Annotated in this window: 16 protein-coding genes; 13 read left to right on the plus strand and 3 right to left on the minus strand. The window is 70.1% G+C overall.

Annotated features, from left to right (window positions below):
• Positions 1-10: 10 nt before the first annotated feature.
• The 11 genes from EZ216_RS10550 to EZ216_RS10600 are packed head-to-tail and all read left to right on the plus strand — an operon-like array spanning position 11 to position 12235.
• The gene (locus tag EZ216_RS10550) at positions 11-814 is read left to right on the plus strand and encodes an aldolase/citrate lyase family protein (RefSeq protein WP_135249692.1); all 804 of its coding nucleotides are present in this window, start codon (positions 11-13) and stop codon (positions 812-814) included.
• Positions 811-1365, plus strand: coding sequence for a sugar transferase (locus tag EZ216_RS10555; RefSeq protein WP_135249693.1), 555 nt, complete (start codon positions 811-813; stop codon positions 1363-1365). Before EZ216_RS10550 ends, EZ216_RS10555 begins: the two co-directional genes overlap by 4 nt.
• The gene (gene asnB / locus EZ216_RS10560) at positions 1366-3168 is read left to right on the plus strand and encodes an asparagine synthase (glutamine-hydrolyzing) (RefSeq protein WP_135249694.1); all 1803 of its coding nucleotides are present in this window, start codon (positions 1366-1368) and stop codon (positions 3166-3168) included.
• Positions 3165-4388 carry a UDP-glycosyltransferase gene (locus tag EZ216_RS10565; protein WP_135249695.1) on the plus strand — a complete coding sequence of 408 codons (1224 nt, stop codon included), beginning with the start codon at positions 3165-3167 and terminating at the stop codon, positions 4386-4388. The genes asnB and EZ216_RS10565 overlap by 4 nt, the downstream gene beginning before the upstream one ends.
• Complete coding sequence (locus EZ216_RS10570) at positions 4378-5394, plus strand: GNAT family N-acetyltransferase (protein ID WP_135249696.1); 1017 nt, start codon at positions 4378-4380, stop codon at positions 5392-5394. Before EZ216_RS10565 ends, EZ216_RS10570 begins: the two co-directional genes overlap by 11 nt.
• Before the next feature lie 5 nt (positions 5395-5399).
• Positions 5400-6074: a class I SAM-dependent methyltransferase gene (locus tag EZ216_RS10575; RefSeq protein ID WP_167772872.1), complete on the plus strand. Its 675-nt coding sequence runs from the start codon at positions 5400-5402 to the stop codon at positions 6072-6074.
• Positions 6071-6772 (plus strand): acylneuraminate cytidylyltransferase family protein, encoded by a 702-nt coding sequence (locus tag EZ216_RS10580; protein WP_135249698.1) that lies wholly within the window; start codon positions 6071-6073, stop codon positions 6770-6772. Before EZ216_RS10575 ends, EZ216_RS10580 begins: the two co-directional genes overlap by 4 nt.
• Positions 6769-7818 (plus strand): N-acetylneuraminate synthase family protein, encoded by a 1050-nt coding sequence (locus EZ216_RS10585; protein ID WP_135249699.1) that lies wholly within the window; start codon positions 6769-6771, stop codon positions 7816-7818. Before EZ216_RS10580 ends, EZ216_RS10585 begins: the two co-directional genes overlap by 4 nt.
• Positions 7815-8957 carry a UDP-N-acetylglucosamine 2-epimerase gene (gene neuC, locus EZ216_RS10590; protein ID WP_135249700.1) on the plus strand — a complete coding sequence of 381 codons (1143 nt, stop codon included), beginning with the start codon at positions 7815-7817 and terminating at the stop codon, positions 8955-8957. The genes EZ216_RS10585 and neuC overlap by 4 nt, the downstream gene beginning before the upstream one ends.
• Complete coding sequence (locus EZ216_RS10595; RefSeq protein WP_275405143.1) at positions 8947-10446, plus strand: DegT/DnrJ/EryC1/StrS family aminotransferase; 1500 nt, start codon at positions 8947-8949, stop codon at positions 10444-10446. The genes neuC and EZ216_RS10595 overlap by 11 nt, the downstream gene beginning before the upstream one ends.
• A complete protein-coding gene (locus EZ216_RS10600; protein ID WP_135249701.1) occupies positions 10433-12235 on the plus strand; it encodes a polysaccharide biosynthesis protein in 1803 nt (600 codons plus the stop codon). Before EZ216_RS10595 ends, EZ216_RS10600 begins: the two co-directional genes overlap by 14 nt.
• A gap of 7 nt (positions 12236-12242) precedes the next feature.
• Here the strand turns inward: EZ216_RS10600 and EZ216_RS10605 are convergent, their stop codons facing one another.
• Positions 12243-12878, minus strand: a complete 636-nt coding sequence (locus EZ216_RS10605; protein ID WP_135249702.1) for an LON peptidase substrate-binding domain-containing protein — start codon at positions 12876-12878, stop codon at positions 12243-12245.
• Positions 12879-12934: 56 nt separating this feature from the next.
• On the opposite strand from EZ216_RS10605, the gene EZ216_RS10610 reads away from it, so the two are divergent.
• Positions 12935-13480: a YggT family protein gene (locus tag EZ216_RS10610; RefSeq protein ID WP_135249703.1), complete on the plus strand. Its 546-nt coding sequence runs from the start codon at positions 12935-12937 to the stop codon at positions 13478-13480.
• 12 nt (positions 13481-13492) lie between these two features.
• Here EZ216_RS10610 and EZ216_RS10615 read toward each other — a convergent pair whose 3' ends face one another.
• Positions 13493-16552 (minus strand): ATP-binding protein, encoded by a 3060-nt coding sequence (locus EZ216_RS10615; RefSeq protein ID WP_135249704.1) that lies wholly within the window; start codon positions 16550-16552, stop codon positions 13493-13495.
• A 166-nt stretch (positions 16553-16718) separates the two neighbouring features.
• Here EZ216_RS10615 and EZ216_RS10620 point away from each other — a divergent pair, with 166 nt between their 5' ends.
• Positions 16719-17012 (plus strand): hypothetical protein, encoded by a 294-nt coding sequence (locus EZ216_RS10620; RefSeq protein ID WP_135249705.1) that lies wholly within the window; start codon positions 16719-16721, stop codon positions 17010-17012.
• 101 nt (positions 17013-17113) lie between these two features.
• Here EZ216_RS10620 and accD read toward each other — a convergent pair whose 3' ends face one another.
• Positions 17114-17986: an acetyl-CoA carboxylase, carboxyltransferase subunit beta gene (accD, locus tag EZ216_RS10625; protein ID WP_135249706.1), complete on the minus strand. Its 873-nt coding sequence runs from the start codon at positions 17984-17986 to the stop codon at positions 17114-17116.
• Between the last annotated feature and the right edge of the window lie 27 nt (positions 17987-18013).

Here is an 18013-nt window from a genome sequence, read left to right on the forward strand (position 1 = left end):
CGGGTTCCCCATGCTCGACCTGCTGCAGATCACGAACGACCCCGCGTTCGCGCGCCGCTGCGATGCCATCGAAGGCATCCGGCTGTTCGTGGACCTGGAAAGGCTGGGCAAGGCCGAGCGCCAGGCCGGCCGCGACACCTTCATCAGCCGCCACGCGCTGGAAGACGTCGGCCGCGTGCGCGATGCGGCGCGCCGCAGCCGGCTGATGGTGCGCGTGAACCCGCTGAACCCCGGCACGCCGGATGAACTGCAGGCGGTGCTGGCGCAAGGGCCCGACCTGGTGATGCTGCCGATGTTCCGCCAAGCCGCCGAGGTGCGCGAGTTCGCGGCGCTGGTGAACGGCCTCGTGCCCATCGTCGCGCTGCTGGAAACCGGCGAAGCGCTTGACACGCTGCCGCAATGGGTGGACACGCCCGGCCTGCGGGAAGTGTTCGTCGGCCTGAACGACCTGCACCTCTCGCTGGGCCTGCGCTTCATGTTCGAGCCGCTGGCGCGTGGGCTGGTCGAGCGCGCGGCGACGGCCGTCAAGGCGCAGGGCCTGCGTTTCGGTTTCGGCGGCGTCGCGCGGCTGGACGAAGGCCTGCTGCCGGGCCGCGACGTGCTCGCCGAACATGCGCGCCTGGGCTCGCAGGCGGTGATCCTCTCGCGCACCTTCCACCGCGAAGGCGAGGGTGTCTTCGAACGCGAGGTGCAGGCGTTGCGCGAGACCGAAGCGCAACTCGCGCGTCGCACGCCCGCCGAAATGGCGGCCGACCAGCGCCGCATCGCCGCGGCCATCGAAGCCATCGCCGGCTCGCTGCCGCGGCGCGCATGAAGCGGCTGTTCGACATCGTGGTGGCGGCCGTCGCGCTCGTGGTGCTTTCGCCGGTGCTGCTGGCGGCGGCGGTTGCCGTCGCGGCCGACAGCGGCTTGCCGGTGCTGTTCCGGCAAATGCGCGTGGGCCGCGGCGGACAGCCGTTCCGCATGCTCAAGTTCCGCAGCATGGTGGCCGACGCGCCGCAGCGCGGCCCGGCGTGGACGAGCAGCGGCGACCCGCGCATCACGCGCGTGGGCCGGTTCCTGCGCCGCAGCAGCATCGACGAACTGCCGCAACTGGTGAATGTGTTGCGCGGCGACATGAGCCTGGTGGGCCCTCGGCCTGACCTGCCTTCGCAAGAGGCCGACTACCGGCCCGAAGACTGGCAGCAGCGCTGCGCCGTTCGCCCCGGCATCACGGGTCTCGCACAGGCCACGTTGCGCTCCCAGGCCACGCCCGAGCAGCGCTTGGCCGCGGACCTCGCATATGCGCGCGCGCCCGGCTTCATCGCCGACCTGCGCATCCTCTGGATGACGCTGCGCCGCCTGGGCGGCGCGGGAGCCAACTGAATGTGCGGCATCTTCGGCCAGTGGCATCGCGCGCGGCAGGCGCTCGCGCCGGCGCAGGTGGCGGCCATGGCGGCTTCGCTGCGCCATCGCGGGCCTGACGACGAAGGCGTCTGGCAACCGCAAGGCCGCGGCGTGGTGCTGGGCAACCGGCGTCTTTCGATCATCGACATCGCGGGCGGCCACCAGCCTTTCGTCTCCGACGACGGCCGGGTGGCGCTGGTGCAGAACGGCGAGATCTTCAACTACGTCGAGCTCGCCGAAGAACTGCGGCGCGAAGGCGTGCAGCTGCGCACCGGATCGGACACCGAGGTGCTGTTGCGCCTGTACGAGCGCGAAGGCATCGCCTTCCTGCGGCGGCTGAACGGCATGTTCGCCATCGCCATCGACGACGCGCGCGAGGACGCGATGTACCTCGTGCGCGACCGCATCGGCGTCAAGCCGCTGTACTGGTGCGACGACGGCCGGCAGGTGCTGTTCGCTTCCGAGATCAAGGCCATGCTGCCGGTGCTGCGCGAGCAGGGTGTCGCGCCGAAGCTGGACCTGGAGGCGGTGCACCATTACCTGACCTTCAACTACGTGCCGCCGCCGTGGACCGTGTGGCAGGGCGTCCGCCACGTCATGCCGGGCACCTGGATGAAGTTCACCCGCGGCGCCGGCGTGCAGGTGCAGCGCTGGTGGGACCTGTCGGCGCAGCGGGAGCAGGACCATCGCTTCGAGGACTGGTCGGCCGAATTCATGGCGCTGCTGGACGACGCCACGCGCATCCGCCTGCGCGCCGACGTGCCGTGGGGCGCGTTTCTTTCCGGCGGCGTGGACTCGGCCACCATCGTGGGCCTGATGGCGCGCCATGTGCGCGAGCCGGTGAAGACGTTCTGCATCGGTTTCGCCGACCCGCGCTTTGACGAGTCGGTGTTCGCGGCGCAGGCCGCGCAACGCTTCGGCTGCGACCACACCAGCGAAGTCGCCGAACTGAACATGCTGGATCGCTGGCCTTTCGTGCTGCGGCACCTGGACCAGCCGCATGGCGACGCGTCTTTCATGCCCACGCTGCGCGTGAGCGAACTCGCGGCGAAGCATGTCAAGGTGGTGCTCACCGGCGACGGCGGCGACGAACTGTTCGCGGGCTATGAGAAGTACGCCGACTTCTTCGCGCAGCCCGGCGTCGCCGCCTTGCCCGGCGAAGAATTCCGCCGCCGCTATTTCGATTCCATTTCGCTGTTCACCCCGGCGGACAAGACGGCGCTGTACCAGCCGGCGGTGGCGCGCGAACTGGCGTCCATCGACAGCTACGAAGTGGCGGCGCGGCCCTGGTTCGAGCAGGCCGGGCACTACGACCGCGTGAACCAGGCGCTGTATTTGGACATGCAGCTGCTGCTGTCGGGCAACAACCTGGTCAAGCCCGACCGCATGGGCATGGCGGTGTCGATCGAGGCGCGCACGCCCTTCCTGGATTGGCGGGTGATGGAGTTTGCGTTCCGCTCGCGCGGCGCGACCAAGCTCTCCGCTGGCGGCGACAAGAAGCACTGGTACAAGCGCGCCGCCGAGCCGCTGATCGGCCATGACCTGGCGTACCGCAAGAAGCAGATGTTCACCGTGCCGGTGGGCGAATGGTTCCGCCACGAGCTGCACGGCTGGCTGGCGCAGACGCTGCGCGGCAGCGGCCTGCTGCAGCGGCTGTTCCGCCCGGAGATGGTGGAGCACATGCTGCAAGAGCACCGCGACGGCCGTGCCAACCGCACGCGCGAGCTGCGCGCGCTCGCCGCGCTGGCGCTGTGGGAAGGCACCGCGGGAGATTCCGCGTGACGGCGCTGCCCACCTGGCTGTTCGTTTCCTACGGCGGCGGACACGTCAATGCGCTGCTGCCGGTGGCGCAGCGCGTGCGCGCGCTGGGGCTCGCGCGGCCCGTGTATCTGGCGCTGACCACAGCGGCGCCTGCAGTGCGCCAGGCCGGCATCGACATGCTGGGGTTCCGCGACCTGCTGCAGCCCGGCGACGTCCGCGCCCGCGGGCACGGTGAGCGGATGGCCGCGCAGCTGCAGGTGCCCGCGGCGGACCACGAGGAATCGGTGGCCTACCTCGGCTTGTCCTATGCGGACCTGGAGGACCGGTTGGGCGCCGAGCCGGCTGCGCGGGCTTACGCGCAATACGGGCGCCAGGCCTTCCTGCCTCTCTCGGCAATCGAGCGCGTGTTCGATCGCGTGCAACCCGCGCTGGTGGTCGCGACGAATTCACCGCGCGCCGAAGAAGCGGCCATCCTCACGGCCCGCCGCCGCGGCGTGCCATCGGCCTGCCTGCTCGACTTGTTCGGCCAGCACGAGCGCGAGCGATTGGCACGGCCCGATTTCGCCGATGCGCTGTGCGTGCTCAACGAGCCGATTCGGCAAACCTTCATTGCAGCGGGACGGCCGGCGGCGCAGGTGCACGTCACCGGCAATCCCGCTTTCGACACGGTCAATGATCCGGCGATGCGCGAGCAAGGCCGTGCGCTGCGGCACGAAGCAGGCTGGGACCGCTTGCACGTGCTGCTGTATGCCTCGTCACCCGAGCCGGTGCACATCCCGGACATCGCCGGGACGGGCGATCCCGAGCTGCCGCGGCGGCTGGAGCGCGCGCTGATCGATGCGGTGGAACGCGATCCCGGCCTGGCCTTGTGGGTGCGCCGCCATCCCAGCGAGCCCGTGATGGACGATCCCGGCCACGCGCGCATCCGCGTAAGCACGCGGGCCATGCCCTTGCATGCCTGCCTGCACGCCAGCGACGAAGTGTTCGTCACGGTGTCCACGGTGGGTGTCGAAGCTTCGCTGGCCGGCAAGCCCGTCACGCAGTTGCGCGGCTCCATCCTCGATCACCTCAGTCCCTACGCCGCGATGGGCATCGCGCAACGTGAATCGGGCGAGCGGGACATCGCGCAAGCGTTGAAGACGCGACCCGTCGCGGTGGCTGCGCCGCAGGCGCCCGGTGCCGCCACCCAGCGCGTCACCGACGTCCTGCGCCAGCTGCAGGAGGCCACGCGTGGGCATTGAGCGCGTCAGCGCGTCCGAAGCCGAGGCGCTGCTGGGCGGCCTGCCGCTGCCCCTGCTGCCCGCGACCTTGCAGCCGGGGTACATCGAGGCCGAGGCGCGTCGCGTGCCGGACGTGGAAACCGCCTATCTCGTGTTCCGGGACGGTGGCGCCACATGGTTGCATGCCCCGCACCTCGGCCGGGTGCCCGGCACCGAGTGGCGCGACGCGAGCTCGCCCTATGGCTACGGCGGCCCGTTGAGCAGCAGCGACGATGGGGAATTCCTGCGCGCTGCCTGGCAGGCCTACGCCGAGTGGATGCGCGGTCACGGCGTGGTGGTGGAGTACATCCGCTTCCACCCGGTGCTGCGCAACGAGCGCCACTACGGCGGCCACGTCGAGGACAACCGGGAGGTGGTGATGGTGGACCTGTCCACCGACTTTCCGGCCGGCTATGCGCCTCGCGTCCGGCAGGTCCTGAAGAAGGCGGACCGCGCGCCCATCGCCTACCGGGAAGTACCGCTCGCCGATGCCGTTCCCCGTTTCGGGGCCTTCTATCGCGCGGCGATGATCGCGCTGCAAGCCGATCCGTCGTTCCTTTTCGAAGACAGCTACTTCCGGCACCTCGCCGCCATTCCCGGCGCACGGCTGGCGCTGTGCACGGCCGCCGGCCAACCGGACGACTGGCTCGCGGCGGCCCTCGTGCTGGACGGCCGCGGTGTGCGCGAATACCACCTCGCCGGCAGCACGGCCGCGGGAAGACAATGCGGGGCGGCCACTTTCGTGCTGCACCAGGCGGCCTTGTCCGCGCGGGCGTCGGGCCTGCAGTGCCTCTACCTGGGCGGGGGCAGCGACCGGCGGCCCGACAATTCGCTGCTGTACTTCAAAGGGGGCTTCGGCGCCGGCCGTTGGCTCTACCGCACGGGCTGGTGGGTCTTCGACGAGGAGCGCTACTCGCAAGTGAAGAAGCTCTTTCCCGCCGAACTGGCCGCGCACCCGGATCGGCCGATCTTTCACAGGAGGGTCTAGTCGCCATGGCTTGGGATCCCGTCTGGGAACAGGTGTACCGCGAACGCGCCTGGGGACGCTACCCCGGCGAGGACGTGGTCCGCTTCGCCATGGGCCACTACGGCCGCGCGGCGCCGCGCGCCGGCGTGCGAATGCTGGAAGTGGGCTGCGGCACCGGCGCCAACCTGTGGTTCCTGGCGCGCGAAGGCTTTTCCGTCACCGGGCTGGATCGCTCCGACACAGCCGTTCGGCTGTGCGGCGAAAGGCTGGATGCCGAGTGTCCCGGCTGGCGGCAGGCTGGCGGCGAGGTGCGCACCGGCGATCTGCTGCGCTTGCCTGACCCCGATGCCAGCTTCGACGCCGTCATCGACGTGGTCGCCATCTGCTACAGCGGTTTCGACGAAGCGGCGCAGGCTTACCGTGAACTCGCGCGCGTCACCAAGCCTGGCGGCCGCCTCTTCAGCCGCACGTTCGCGCGCGGTTGCTGGGGCGAGGGCACGGGCGAGCCCGCCGGCCGCGGCATGTGGGCGTGCGGCGAGGGGCCGCTGAAAGGCTACGGTGCCACGCGCTTCACGGCGCGCGAAGAAGTCCCCGCGCTCATCGACGGCTGGGACGTGGAACGCATCGAGGAGTCCGCGCACACGGAAGCCGATGGCGCGCACTGGATCCGGCACCTTCTGATCCATGGAGTGAAGCGATGAAGACCATCGCCACCGTCTGCGCGCGCGGCGGCAGCAAGGGACTGCCGCGCAAGAACGTCCTGCCGTTCGACGGCAAGCCGCTGATCGCGCACACCATCGAGCAGGCCCTGGCGTGTCCGCGCATCGAGGCGGTCTACGTTTCCACCGACGACGACGAGACCGCACGGGTGGCCGAACAAGCGGGCGCCATCGTGCCGTACCGCCGTCCGGCCGAACTGGCGAGCGATGCCGCCGGCAAGCTGCCCGTCATCGAGCATCTGTTGCAGCATCTCGAAGCGGGTGGCCTGCGGATCGGCACCGTCGTCGACCTGCAGCCGACGTCGCCGCTGCGCCTGCCCGCCGACATCGAGGCGGCGCTCGACCTGGCGGGCCGCGCGGACCTCGTCGTCTCCGTGTGCGAGCCTTCGCACAACCCGTACTACTCGCTGGCGGAAGCCGGCCCGGACGGCCTGCTGCACCTGAGCAAAGGCGAGGGCGCCGCGCGCCGGCAGGACGTGCCTGCCGTGTGGGGCCTCAATGGCGCCGTGTACGTGTGGCAACGTGCCGCCTTGCCGCGCGCCGTGCGCGATGGGTTCTGGCGCGTTTCCATCCTGCCCAGCGTGATGCCGCGCGAGCGCTCCATCGACATCGACGACGCGCAGGACTTCGCCCTCGCGCAGTGGTTGTTCCAGCAACGCAAGCTACAGTCCCGGCCATGAAAGCGCAGCGTGTCTTCGTCATCGCCGAGGCGGGCGTCAACCACAACGGCGATCCCCAACTGGCCATCGCGCTCGCCGACGCGGCGCGCGCCGCCGGCGCCGACGCGGTGAAGTTCCAGACTTTCCGCGCCGAAGACGTGGTGACGGCGTCCGCGCCCACCGCCGACTACCAGCGCACCAACACCGGCGCCACCAGCCAGTTCGAGATGGTCAAGGCGCTGGAGCTCAGCGACGAAGGCCACCGCCAGGTGGCGGCGCATTGCGCGCGCATCGGCATCGAGTTCTTCTCCACGCCGTTCTCGGTGCACGCGGTCGACCAGCTCGTGGCGCTCGGCGTGCGGCGCATCAAGCTGCCGTCGGGCGAGCTGACGCATCGCCAGCTGCTGGAGAAAGCCGCGTCCACGGGGCTGCCGCTGCTGCTGTCCAGCGGCATGGCCACGCTGGACGAAGTGCGCACCGCGGTCGGCTGGATCCAGGGCGTCTGGGCACGCAGCGGCGCGCCGAAGGCGCAGCCGGCCCTGGCGCTGCTGCATTGCACGTCCGCCTATCCCGCGCCCGCCGAGGCACTGAACCTGCGCGCGATCGGCGCGCTGGCGGCGGCGTTTCCGGGGACGCCCGTCGGCTACTCGGACCACAGCCAGGGCCCGGAGGCCGCGCTGGCTTCCATCGCGCTCGGCGCGACGGTGATCGAGAAGCACCTGACGGTGGACAAGTCGCTGCCGGGCCCCGACCACGTCGCTTCCGCCGATCCCGGGGAGTTCGCGGTGATGGTGCGCGCCATCCGAACGCTGGAGCCCATGCTGGGCGACGGCATCAAGCGCCCGCACCCGGTGGAAGAGAACACGCGCGCCGTCGCGCGCCGCAGCGTGGTGAGCACGCGCGACCTGCCGGCGGGCCACGTGCTGCAGGCGGCCGACCTGGCCTTGCGCCGCCCCGGCACCGGCATCGCGCCCGACGCGCTGGAGCAGTTGCAGGGCCGCAAGCTGCGCGAAGCCGTGCCGGCCGACATGCCGCTGCAATGGCCGATGCTGGAAGGCGGCGCATGAGCGCACCTCGCCGCATCGCCTACGTCAGCGGCACGCGTGCCGACTTCGGCTTGATGGCATCCACGCTGCAGCGCCTGAACGCGACGGCGGGTGTGCAGGTCGGCGTGCTCGTCACCGGCATGCACCTGAGCGCGGCGTTCGGCGGCACGGTGAAGGAAATCGAAGCCTCCGGCCTGCCCGTGTGGGCCCGGGTGCCGGTGGACATCGACGACCGTTCGCCCGCCGCCATGTCGCGCGCCATCGGGCAGGCGCTGCTCGGCTTCACTTCGGCGTTGCAGGAGCAGCGGCCGGACATGGTGCTGCTGTTGGGCGACCGCGGCGAGATGCTGGCCGGCGCCATCGCGGCGTTGCACCTGGGCATCCCGATCGCGCACCTGCACGGCGGCGAGCGCTCGGGCACCGTGGACGAGCCCGTGCGGCACGCCATCACCAAGCTGGCCCACCTGCACCTGGTGGGTACCGAGGAATCGCGCGACCGCGTGGTGCGCATGGGCGAAGTCCCGGCCAACGTGCACGTGGTCGGCGCGCCCAGCCTGGACGACATCGCGTCGCGGCCGGACCGCGCGCGCGCCGACGTCCTCGCAAAACTTGGATTGCCCGCGGACGCCCGCTACGTGCTGGTGCTGTTCCACCCTGTCGTGCAGGAAGCCGCGCAGGCGGGAGAGCAGGCCGATGCGCTGCTGCAAGCCTTGCGCGAAACCGCGGGCGACCGCCATATCGTGTGGCTGGCGCCGAACGCGGATGCGGGGTCCGGCGCCATCCTCGCGAAAGCGGAGGCCGCCGCGGGCGGCAAGCTGCATCTCATCACCCATCTGCCGCGCAACGACTATCTCGATGCGCTCGCGCAAGCCGATGTTCTGGCGGGCAACTCGTCGTCCGGCATCATCGAAGCCGCGTCGTCGGGCACGCCGGTGGTGAACATCGGTTCGCGCCAGCGGCTGCGGCAGCGCAACGCGAACACTCTCGAGTGCGAAGCGGATCGCGCTTCGATCGCCGGCGCGTTGCGCCGGGCGCTGGACCGCGGCCGTTTCGCGCCGGCCAACGTCTATGGCGACGGCCACGCCGGCGAGCGTATCGCGAAGCTGCTGGCCGGCGTGCCGCTGCCGCCCGAACTGCTGGACAAAGCCAATGCCTACTGAACCCGCCATCGCCCGCCTGCTGGTGTCGCTGGCCTTGCGCTGGCGCGACGCCGTGGACCGCATGGACCGCGAAGGCGAGGGCATCCTGCTGGCCGTGGACGAAGCCGGCGTGCTGCGCCGCACGGTCACCGACGGCGACCTGCGCCGCGCGGTGCTGGCCTCGCTCGGCGAGCAGGCCACGCTGGCGCAACTGCCCGCGCGCGAGCCGCTCACGGTGCACGCCAGCGCCGACGCCGCGCAGGCGCGGCAGCTGATGGAGCAGCACCGCATCTCGCACGTGCCGGTGGTGGACGACGCAGGCCGCCCCGTGGACCTGATCCACAGCCGCGAGCTGGCCGCACGCATCTGGCTGTCGTCGCCGCACCTGGGCGAAGAGGAAACCGCCTTTGTCGAGGAGGCGTTCCGAACCAACTGGATCGCGCCGCTGGGTCCGCACGTCGATGCGTTCGAGCAGGAAGTCGCGGCCGCCACCGGCATGGGCCACGCGGCCGCGCTGAGCTCCGGCACCGCGGCCATCCACCTGGGCCTGCTGCTGCTGGGCGTGCAGCCGGGCGATACGGTGTTCTGCTCCGCGCTGACGTTCGTCGGCAGCTGCAACCCCATCCTGTATTGCGGCGCGAAGCCGGTGTTCATCGACTCGGAGCCCGGCAGCTGGAACATGTCGCCCGCGGCCCTGGAGCGCGCGTTCGAATGGGCGAAGCGCGAGAACCGCATGCCGCGCTGCGTGGTGCTGGTGAACCTGTACGGCCAGAGCGCGGACATGGACGCGCTGCTGCCCATCTGCCGGCGGCACGGCGTGAAGGTGCTGGAGGACGCGGCGGAATCGCTCGGTGCCAGCTGGCGCGGGCGGCCCAGCGGGAGCTTCGGCGACGCCGCCATCCTGTCCTTCAACGGCAACAAGATCATCACCACCTCCGGCGGCGGCATGCTGCTGTCGAACGATGCCGCGCTGGTGGCGCGCGCGCGCAAGCTGTCCACGCAGGCGCGCGAGCCGGCGCCGCACTACGAGCACCGCGAGGTCGGCTTCAACTACCGCATGAGCAACGTGCTGGCGGGCATCGGCCGCGGCCAGCTGAAGGTGCTGCCCGATCGCGTGCAGCGGCGGCGCGAGATTTTCGAGGCGTACCGCGATGCGTTGGCGGACCTGCCGGACATCGGATGGATGCCCGAGCCGCAGGGTTCGCATTCGACGCGATGGCTCACCTGCCTGGTACTGCGCGGCGAGGCTGCCGCGCGCCGGCGCGACGAAGTGCTGCGCCGGCTGGAACGCCACGCCATCGAGGCGCGTCCCGTGTGGAAGCCGATGCAGCTGCAGCCGCTCTACGCGGATGCGCCGTTCTTCCCGCATGCGCAAGGCCACGACGTGTCCGCCGCGCTGTTCGACGCGGGCCTGTGCCTGCCTTCCGGTTCCAACATGACGCCCGCGCAGCTCGAACGCGTGATCGTCCACCTGCGCGAAGCCTTGCGCGCCAGCCGTGCGATCGCCTAGGCGCGCGGCGTCCGCCGCGGCCGATCTGGCGCTGGTGCTCCTGGCGCTGGGCATCGCTTTCTGGCTGCGCTTCAACCTCGATGTGCCGGACGAATACCTGCCGCTGCTGTGGCAGTCGGTGCCGTGGTGCGTGGCCGCCTACGCCGCGGCTTTCCTGGTCACCGGCGTCTGGCGGCACGTGTGGATGTACACGGGACTGCCCGAACTGCGCCAGCTCGGGCTGAGCATCGCCCTGGGCGCGGCGGCCACCGCCGCGATCGTGCTCGCGCTGCGGCTGCCGTACTTCCCGCGCTCGGTGCTGCTGATGCAGCCGCTGGTGGCGCTGGTGCTGCTGGGCGGCGCGCGCGCGGTGTGGCGCACGCTGGTCGAGCGGCGCATCGGCGAGGGCACCGGGCGCCGGCTGGTCGTGGTCGGCTCGCTGCAGGACGCGTCGGATGCCCTACGGGCGCTCAAGGGGTCGCAGCAATGGCAGCCGGTCGGCATCGTCAGCCCGCTGCCGAACGAGGCGGGGCGTGCCATCCAGAACGTGCCGGTGCTCGGCGGCCTGGACTCGCTGGCGGACGCGTGCGCCGAAGCCGAGGCGCAGGTGGCGCTGGTCGCCAGCCCTCCCGGTTCGCCCGCGCGGCGCGAAGCGCTGCTCGCCGCCACCGAAGCGGGCATCACGCTGCTCACCATGCCGCGGCCCGACGAATGGCTGAAAGCCGAAGGCACGGGCCCGCGCAAGGTGGAACTGGAGGACCTGCTGGGCCGCGCGCCGGTGCAGCTGGACGTGGCGGGCCTGTCGGACCTGATGTCGGGGCAGACCGTGCTGGTGACCGGTGCGGGCGGCTCCATCGGCTCCGAACTGTGCCGCCAGGTGGCGCGCTTCGGCGCGGCGCGGCTGGTCTGCGTGGACGTCTCGGAGTACGCGGTGTACCAGCTGGAGCAGGAACTGCGCGCCAGCCATCCGCAGATGGAAGCGCTGTACTACACCGCCAACGTGCGCGAACCCGAGCGCCTCTCCGCCATCGCGCGCAAGCACCGCCCCGCGGTGGTGTTCCACGCGGCGGCGTACAAGCACGTGCCGCTGATGGAGCGGCTGAACGAGGTGGAGGCGCTGCGCACCAACGTCGTCGGCACGCTGCACGCGGCGCGCGCGGCCGGCGAGTGCGGCGCCAGGCGATTCGTGATGATCTCCACCGACAAGGCGGTGAACCCGACCAACGTCATGGGCGCGAGCAAGCGCCTGGCGGAACTGGTGGTGCAGGCCACGGCGGCCCGGTACCCGGCGACGCATTTCGTCTCGGTGCGCTTCGGCAACGTGCTGGGCTCCAGCGGTTCGGTCGTGCCGCTGTTCACGACGCAGATCGCGCGCGGCGGGCCGGTGACCGTCACGCACCCGGAGATCGTGCGCTACTTCATGACCATCCCGGAAGCGGCCCAGCTGGTGCTGCAGGCCGGGCTGATGGGAAGCTCGGGCGAGATCTTCGTGCTGGACATGGGCGAACCAGTGCGCATCGTCGAGCTGGCGCGCATGCTCATCCGCCTGTCGGGCCACACCGAGCAGGAAATCCCGATCAGCTACACGGGCCTGCGTCCCGGCGAGAAGCTGTACGAAGAACTGCTCGCCGACGACGAGACCACGGTGCCCACGCCGCATCCCAAGCTGCGCGTGGCCAAGGCGGGCAGCACCTTGCCGGATGTGGCGGTCATCGTGCGCTGGATTGATGCAGCCGGCGCGCTGCCCGAAGACGGGGTGCTGCGCGAGTGGCTTCGCGCGCAGGTGCCGGAGTACCAGCCGCGCGGCTAGCGCATCCTCAGGAAGCGATGCCCGTGCGGTGCAGCACGTCGGCCACGAGCTCCAGCCGCACCAGCGGGTTGTCCAGCTCCATCAGCCGCTGCTTCAGCGCCACCGGCATAGGCAGCAGCTCGCACCAGCGGTTGGCCACCCAGCCGCAATCGTCCAGCTTCATCGGCTCGGCGACGGGCAGCTGCTCGTCGCTGGCGCCCTTCTCGCGCAGGGATTGCACGAGGTTGGCCAGCGCCTGGGCGGTGGGCCGCAGGTCTTCGGGCACGGGCACCGCATGGTCGGGCTCGACCTGTTCCACGTCGGCCACCCACAGCCCGTGCTTGAGCTGGTCGCTGGACTGGATGCGGAAGCGCTGTCCGCCGTGCGCGCGGATCATCATCAAGCCGGCTTGCGGCTGTTCCAGTGAGGCGATGGTGGCCAGGGTGCCGACCTGCGCGAAAGCTTCCGGCCCGGCGCCCGGCTTGCGCACTTCCTGGCCCTGGGTGAGCGCGACAACGCCAAACGGCGCGCCCGCGCGGTGGCAGCGCCCGATCATGTCGAGGTAGCGCACCTCGAAGACGCGCAGCGGCAGCAGGCCGCCGGGGTACAGGACGGTACCCAGCGGGAACAGCGGAAGGGATTGCAGCGTGAGGGCGGCGGCCAAGCAGAGGTACCGGGGATGACGCCGCTATCATCCCACGCGATTCCTCCGGTGGGGCGATGGCCTATCAAATCCTTTCTTTCCTGTTGGACGTGACCGCGGGCCTGCTGGGCGGCGCGTGCCTGCTGCGGCTGTACATGCAGTACCAGCGCGTGCCTTTCGGCAACCCCGTCGGGCGCTTCGTCTTCGCGCTGACCGACTGGCTGGTGCTGCCGCTGCGCAAGGTGCTGCCCCCTGTGGGCAAGACCGATACGGCCAGCCTCGTGGGCGCGTACTTCATCGAGCTGGCGCAGTACCTCATCCTGTGGGCGACGTTCTACCGCGTGACGCCGCTGGGGGCGGTGTTCGTGCTGGCGGTGTTCGGGCTGGCGCGGCTGGCGCTGTCGGCCATGACGGCGCTGGTGATCGCCTACGCCATCCTGTCGTGGGTGCAGGCGGATTCGCCGCTGGTGGACATCATCGACCGGCTGTGCGCGCCGCTGCTGCGGCCCTTCCGCCGCGTGATCCCGCTGGTGGGCGGCATTGACCTGTCGCCGCTGGCGCTGCTGGTCGTGCTGCAGGTGGCGTCGATGGTGCTCGGCGCCGCGATGTCCCAGTTGCTGTAGGGAGCCGCCGCGTTACGCCGCGGGCCGTGAGCGCGGGGCGACTGCGGCATCGGCGAAGATCCGCGCGCACACCGCTTCAATGTCCAGGGCGCATGCTGCTGCGATGCCCTGGTCGATTTCCTCCTGCGTGAAGCCGGCAGCCCGGAGTTCCCTGTCGATGATGGTGTCGTCCGGCGGGCGCAGGGCCTCGTGGCCGCGGGCGAAGACGGTGAACAGGAGCGCGTTGGCCCGATCGTGGGGGATCGACAGCAGCCCGATCAGCCAGATGCAGCGGACCATGTTGGAGACGTTGCGATCCCGGCGGCTCATCTCGAGCACCTGCAGGTACGTTTCCCGTGCCTGCGCCACCTCACCCACGGACTGCTGCGCAAAGCCGATCGAGACGAGGCTGGGGCCGAGCTCATGGTAGTACCCCGCGGACCGGAAGGTGGCCATGGCGCTCTCGGCAGCGGCGGTCTGCGCTTCGAACTCGCCTGCCAGGCCATAGGCGTAACTGAGGCACCGCAGCGCAAACCCCTGGTCGTACGCCGCTTCGGGACGCTGGAAGTGGTCCAGTGACTGCAGCAGGTACCGAACCGCTTGCGCCGGCGATCCGGACGCGGAACACAGGACGCCCAGCGCACACAGCGCACGGCCTTGCCAGGCCTGGTCACGTTGCGCGCGCGCGAGCTGCAGGCTCTCCATCGCCTCCGCGCGCCCCTGCTCGAACTGCCGCAGCGCGTAGCGGGTCATGGCCATGTCCTGCAGCACCATCAGCTTCATGTCGGGGTGGTTTTCCTCGGCCGTTTCGAGCGCGGATTTGGCATGCGCGAAGCTTTGCCGGTAGTCGCCGGCGATCCAGTCCAGGCGACTGAGGCAGATCTCGAGCCAGACTTTCGCCCGCCCCTGCGCCCCCTGCGCCAGCGCGCCCTGCGCGATGCGGCGGGCCTGTTCCAGGCGGCCCAGCGAGAGCAAGGTCATCGCATGCAGCGTGGCCAGGCCGGCGCCGATCGGCACGAACGGCACGCGGCCTTGCGCATGCTGGCAAAGCGCCAGGGCTTCCTCGCGCCGGGATCCGGTGTGCAGCAGCACGGAGAGATTCGCCAGGGCCGGGCCCATCAGGTCGATGCGCTGGGTGTCGACGGCGTGCCGCCATGCCTTCACCAGGTCCTCGGCCTGGACCAGGATTTCCCTCGCGGCTTCCGGCATGTCCCAGCTGGGCCGCAGCGGCGGCATCGACGACAGCCTGCCGAGGAAGTGACTGCAATGGCTTTCCATGCCTTGCGAAATGGCATCCGCAGGCGCGGTGATCCTCACGAATTCGCGCAGCAGGGGATGGAGCCGGAAGCTCGAGCCGTCGATGCGTTGCAGCACGGATTTCTGCACCAGGCGCAGGAGCGTCGCGAGTTCCGTTCCGGCGACTTCGCGCGCTTGCCCCAGCCCGATCGCGCCTTCGAATACGGCCAACCTGCCAAGGGCCTGTTGCTCCTGGGGTACCAGCCGGCGCCAGGCGGTGGCCAGCACCGGGCGCATGGTGTGGCCGCTGCCCACGGGTTCGACGGTCTCGTCCAGGAAGGAAGGATTGTCCTGAAGCTCCCGCAATACCGTGTCCGGCCCGAAGAGAGGCAGCCAGCCGGCGGCCAGTTCGATCGCGAGCGGCAGTCCCTCCAGGAAACCCACCAGGCGGACGACATCGCGCTCGTGCGCAGCGTCCAGCTGGAAGCCCACCCTTTCGGCGTGCAGCGCGAACAGGCGCGCCGCCGGCGAGCGCGGACCATTGAAGTCGAGGCCCGTGACGTGGAAGGAGTACTCCTCGGGCAAATGGAGAACTTCCCTCGACGTGGCCACGATGCGCAGTGCGGGCGCGGCCCGCAGAAGCCGGCTGAGCACCGCGGCGTGCAAGGCGAGCTGCTCGACGTTGTCGAGGAACAGGACCACGCTGCGTTCCGACAACCAGAGCGCCAGGTGGCCTTCGACCGACTGCTCGAGTTTCGAAAGGCCGGCTTCCTGGGCGATGGCGTTCAGCATGGCCTGCTGCGTCTCCGCCGCCGCGAGGTCGACCCAGATGCAGCTGCCGCCCGACTCCCTGGAAAGCCAGGTGAAGAGCGATCTCGCCAGAACGGTCTTGCCCACACCGCCGAAACCGCTGACGGTGATCATTCGCACGCCGTCGCGGCGGACAAGGTCCACCAGCTTCCGGAAGTCGTCCGCCCGGCCCAGGGGGATCGCGTCCCGCACATCGGCTTCGGGCGCCGGCGCGGCCGGCGGGCCGGCCTTCCACACCGCCTCGGTGCCGGCGGGTTCGCCTGCCGGCCTGGCCGCCTCCCGCCGGCGGTCCGCGCGATGAAGCATTTCCTCGTAGAGCCGGACCGTCGATGCGAGCGGTTCCTCTCCGGCGTCCGCCGCGAGACCTCGCTGAAGCGCGCGGAACGCAGTGGCAGCCAGCTGGCGCTCGACCGAGTTGCGCGCCTGGCTGAGGACGAACTGGACGGCATCTTCGTCCAGCGGATCGTCGCCGATCAGGCGGCGCATCAAGTCGTCCGCGCCGCCGCCGGCAGCCTGTCGCTGCAGGATCAAGGCCAGAAGAGATCGGCGCAGCGCCGATCGAAGGTGAACGCGCTCGCGCTCGATCCATTCGTCCAGGAACGGGATGCCCACCGACCCCATGCGGTCGAGCAGTGGCAGCGGCTGCAGGTTGACCGCACGCTGCCAATCCGAACGGGAAACGGCTTGGCGGAATTCGATCACGTCGCTGGTGCCCGCCCACCGGATCCTGCCTTCCTCGATCCTCAGGGCTTCCAGCCCCGGAAGCGCTTGCCGAAGCTTGTGGATGATGCCGCGCAGGTAGTTGCGCGCCGTCGCCGCTTCGGTGTCCGGACGCAAAACCATGGCGAGCTGCTCGCGAGCATGCCAGCCCTGCTCGCAGGCCACATAGGTGAGCAACGCAAGCCCGCGGCTCCATTCGAGGCCTTGCAGTGTGCCGGCAGGCTGGCGAAGCGCGGGTGCCCCAAACAGGCGCAATGCCTCCAGGTCCTCGGGCGCGCCCGGTTGCCCTGTCGAGAAATCCGGTACTTGCGCTTGGTCTTTACCCACTGCTCATTCGATCCTGGCCTTGGGCCATTGTTCCGCCAGAACGGCGGCTGCCTGATTTCCGATCGCACCTTCAGCTCGGAGACAGTCTAGGCGGCCGGAGGATGCGTCGATCGCGCAAAATGACCCAAAAATCCGGTGGTAGCAGGGAGGCAAGATGAGCAGGGAAGTGTACGAATGGCTGGTGGAAGCCGAGGAGCTGCGCAGAAGACTTCAGTCGCTCACCATCCGCGGGAGATCGGTACTCGAGCAAGCCGAGCAAAAGACCGCGGAAGTCCTCGCCGAGAAGTGGGTGCTGCGCAAGGAATTGGCACGCTATGCGCCGGACCACCCGCTGGTGAGGAACCATGGCCTGCAAGAAGCCCGGGCGTACGGCGCGTTCGCGTACACCGTCACCCGCAATCGCGATGACGCCCTCGATGTCCCGCGCGACCTCCTTCCGCCGGCCGCGCCGCCGAACTGAATTGCAGGAGTGCCTGGCCGACCGTCAGGGCAACGGCAGATCGCCAAACCCGGCGCGGTTGCCGATGCTTGCCACGCATCGGGGCAACGTGCGCGCTTCGTTCAGATCACCGCGTCGGCCGGCTGGCGCTGCAGCATGGCCAGCACGTTGGCCATGGTCTTGCGCAGCTCGCGGCGGTCGCAGATGAAGTCGACCGCGCCCTTTTGCTGCAGGAACTCGGCGCGCTGGAAGCCTTCCGGCAGCGTGACGCGCACGGTGGACTCGATGACGCGCGGGCCGGCGAAGCCGATCAGCGCCTTGGGCTCGGCGATCACCACGTCGCCCACGAACGCGAAGCCGGCGCTCACGCCGCCCATCGTCGGGTCGGTCAGCACGCTGACGTAAGGCAGGCCCTTGCGCGCCAGGCGCGTGAGCGCGGCGTTGGTCTTGGCCATCTGCATGAGGGACAGCAGGCCTTCCTGCATGCGTGCGCCGCCGGTGGCGGTGAAGCACACGAACGGCACTTTCTGCTCGATGGCGCTCTCGACGCCGCGCACGAAGCGCTCGCCGACCACGCTGCCCATGCTGCCGCCCATGAAGTCGAATTCGAAGCAGGCGGCCACCAGGCTGATGCCGTGCACCGCGCCGCCCATGACCACCAGGGCGTCGGTCTCGCCGGTGTTTTCCAGCGCTTCCTTCAGGCGCTGCGGGTACTTGCGGCTGTCCTGGAACTTCAGCGCGTCGACCGGCAGCACTTCCTGGCCGATCTCCCAGCGGCCTTCCGCGTCGAGGAAGGCGTTCAGGCGCGGGCGCGCGTTGATGCGGTGGTGGTGCCCGCAGTTGGGGCACACGTTGACGTTCTGCTCCAGGTCGGTCTTGTACAGCACCGTCTCGCAGCTGGGGCACTTCACCCACAGGCCTTCGGGCACGCCGCGGCGTTCCGTCGGGTCGGTCGGTTGGATCTTGGGGGGCAGCAGTTTCTCGAGCCAGCTCATGGGGGGTCGTGCTCCAGGGATGCGCGG

Origin of the sequence: Ramlibacter humi (assembly GCF_004681975.1) — a bacterium.
GTDB classification, from domain to species: Bacteria; Pseudomonadota; Gammaproteobacteria; order Burkholderiales; family Burkholderiaceae_C; genus Ramlibacter; species Ramlibacter humi.

Coding starts and splice junctions, on each gene's coding strand:
- EZ216_RS10550 (WP_135249692.1), top strand. CDS start 11: ATGCTCGACCTGCTGCAGATCACGAACGACCCCGCGTTCGCGCGCCGC.
- EZ216_RS10555 (WP_135249693.1), top strand. CDS start 811: ATGAAGCGGCTGTTCGACATCGTGGTGGCGGCCGTCGCGCTCGTGGTG.
- asnB (WP_135249694.1), top strand. CDS start 1,366: ATGTGCGGCATCTTCGGCCAGTGGCATCGCGCGCGGCAGGCGCTCGCG.
- EZ216_RS10575 (WP_167772872.1), top strand. CDS start 5,400: ATGGCTTGGGATCCCGTCTGGGAACAGGTGTACCGCGAACGCGCCTGG.
- EZ216_RS10580 (WP_135249698.1), top strand. CDS start 6,071: ATGAAGACCATCGCCACCGTCTGCGCGCGCGGCGGCAGCAAGGGACTG.
- EZ216_RS10585 (WP_135249699.1), top strand. CDS start 6,769: ATGAAAGCGCAGCGTGTCTTCGTCATCGCCGAGGCGGGCGTCAACCAC.
- neuC (WP_135249700.1), top strand. CDS start 7,815: ATGAGCGCACCTCGCCGCATCGCCTACGTCAGCGGCACGCGTGCCGAC.
- EZ216_RS10595 (WP_275405143.1), top strand. CDS start 8,947: ATGCCTACTGAACCCGCCATCGCCCGCCTGCTGGTGTCGCTGGCCTTG.
- EZ216_RS10610 (WP_135249703.1), top strand. CDS start 12,935: ATGGCCTATCAAATCCTTTCTTTCCTGTTGGACGTGACCGCGGGCCTG.
- accD (WP_135249706.1), bottom strand. CDS start 17,986: ATGAGCTGGCTCGAGAAACTGCTGCCCCCCAAGATCCAACCGACCGAC.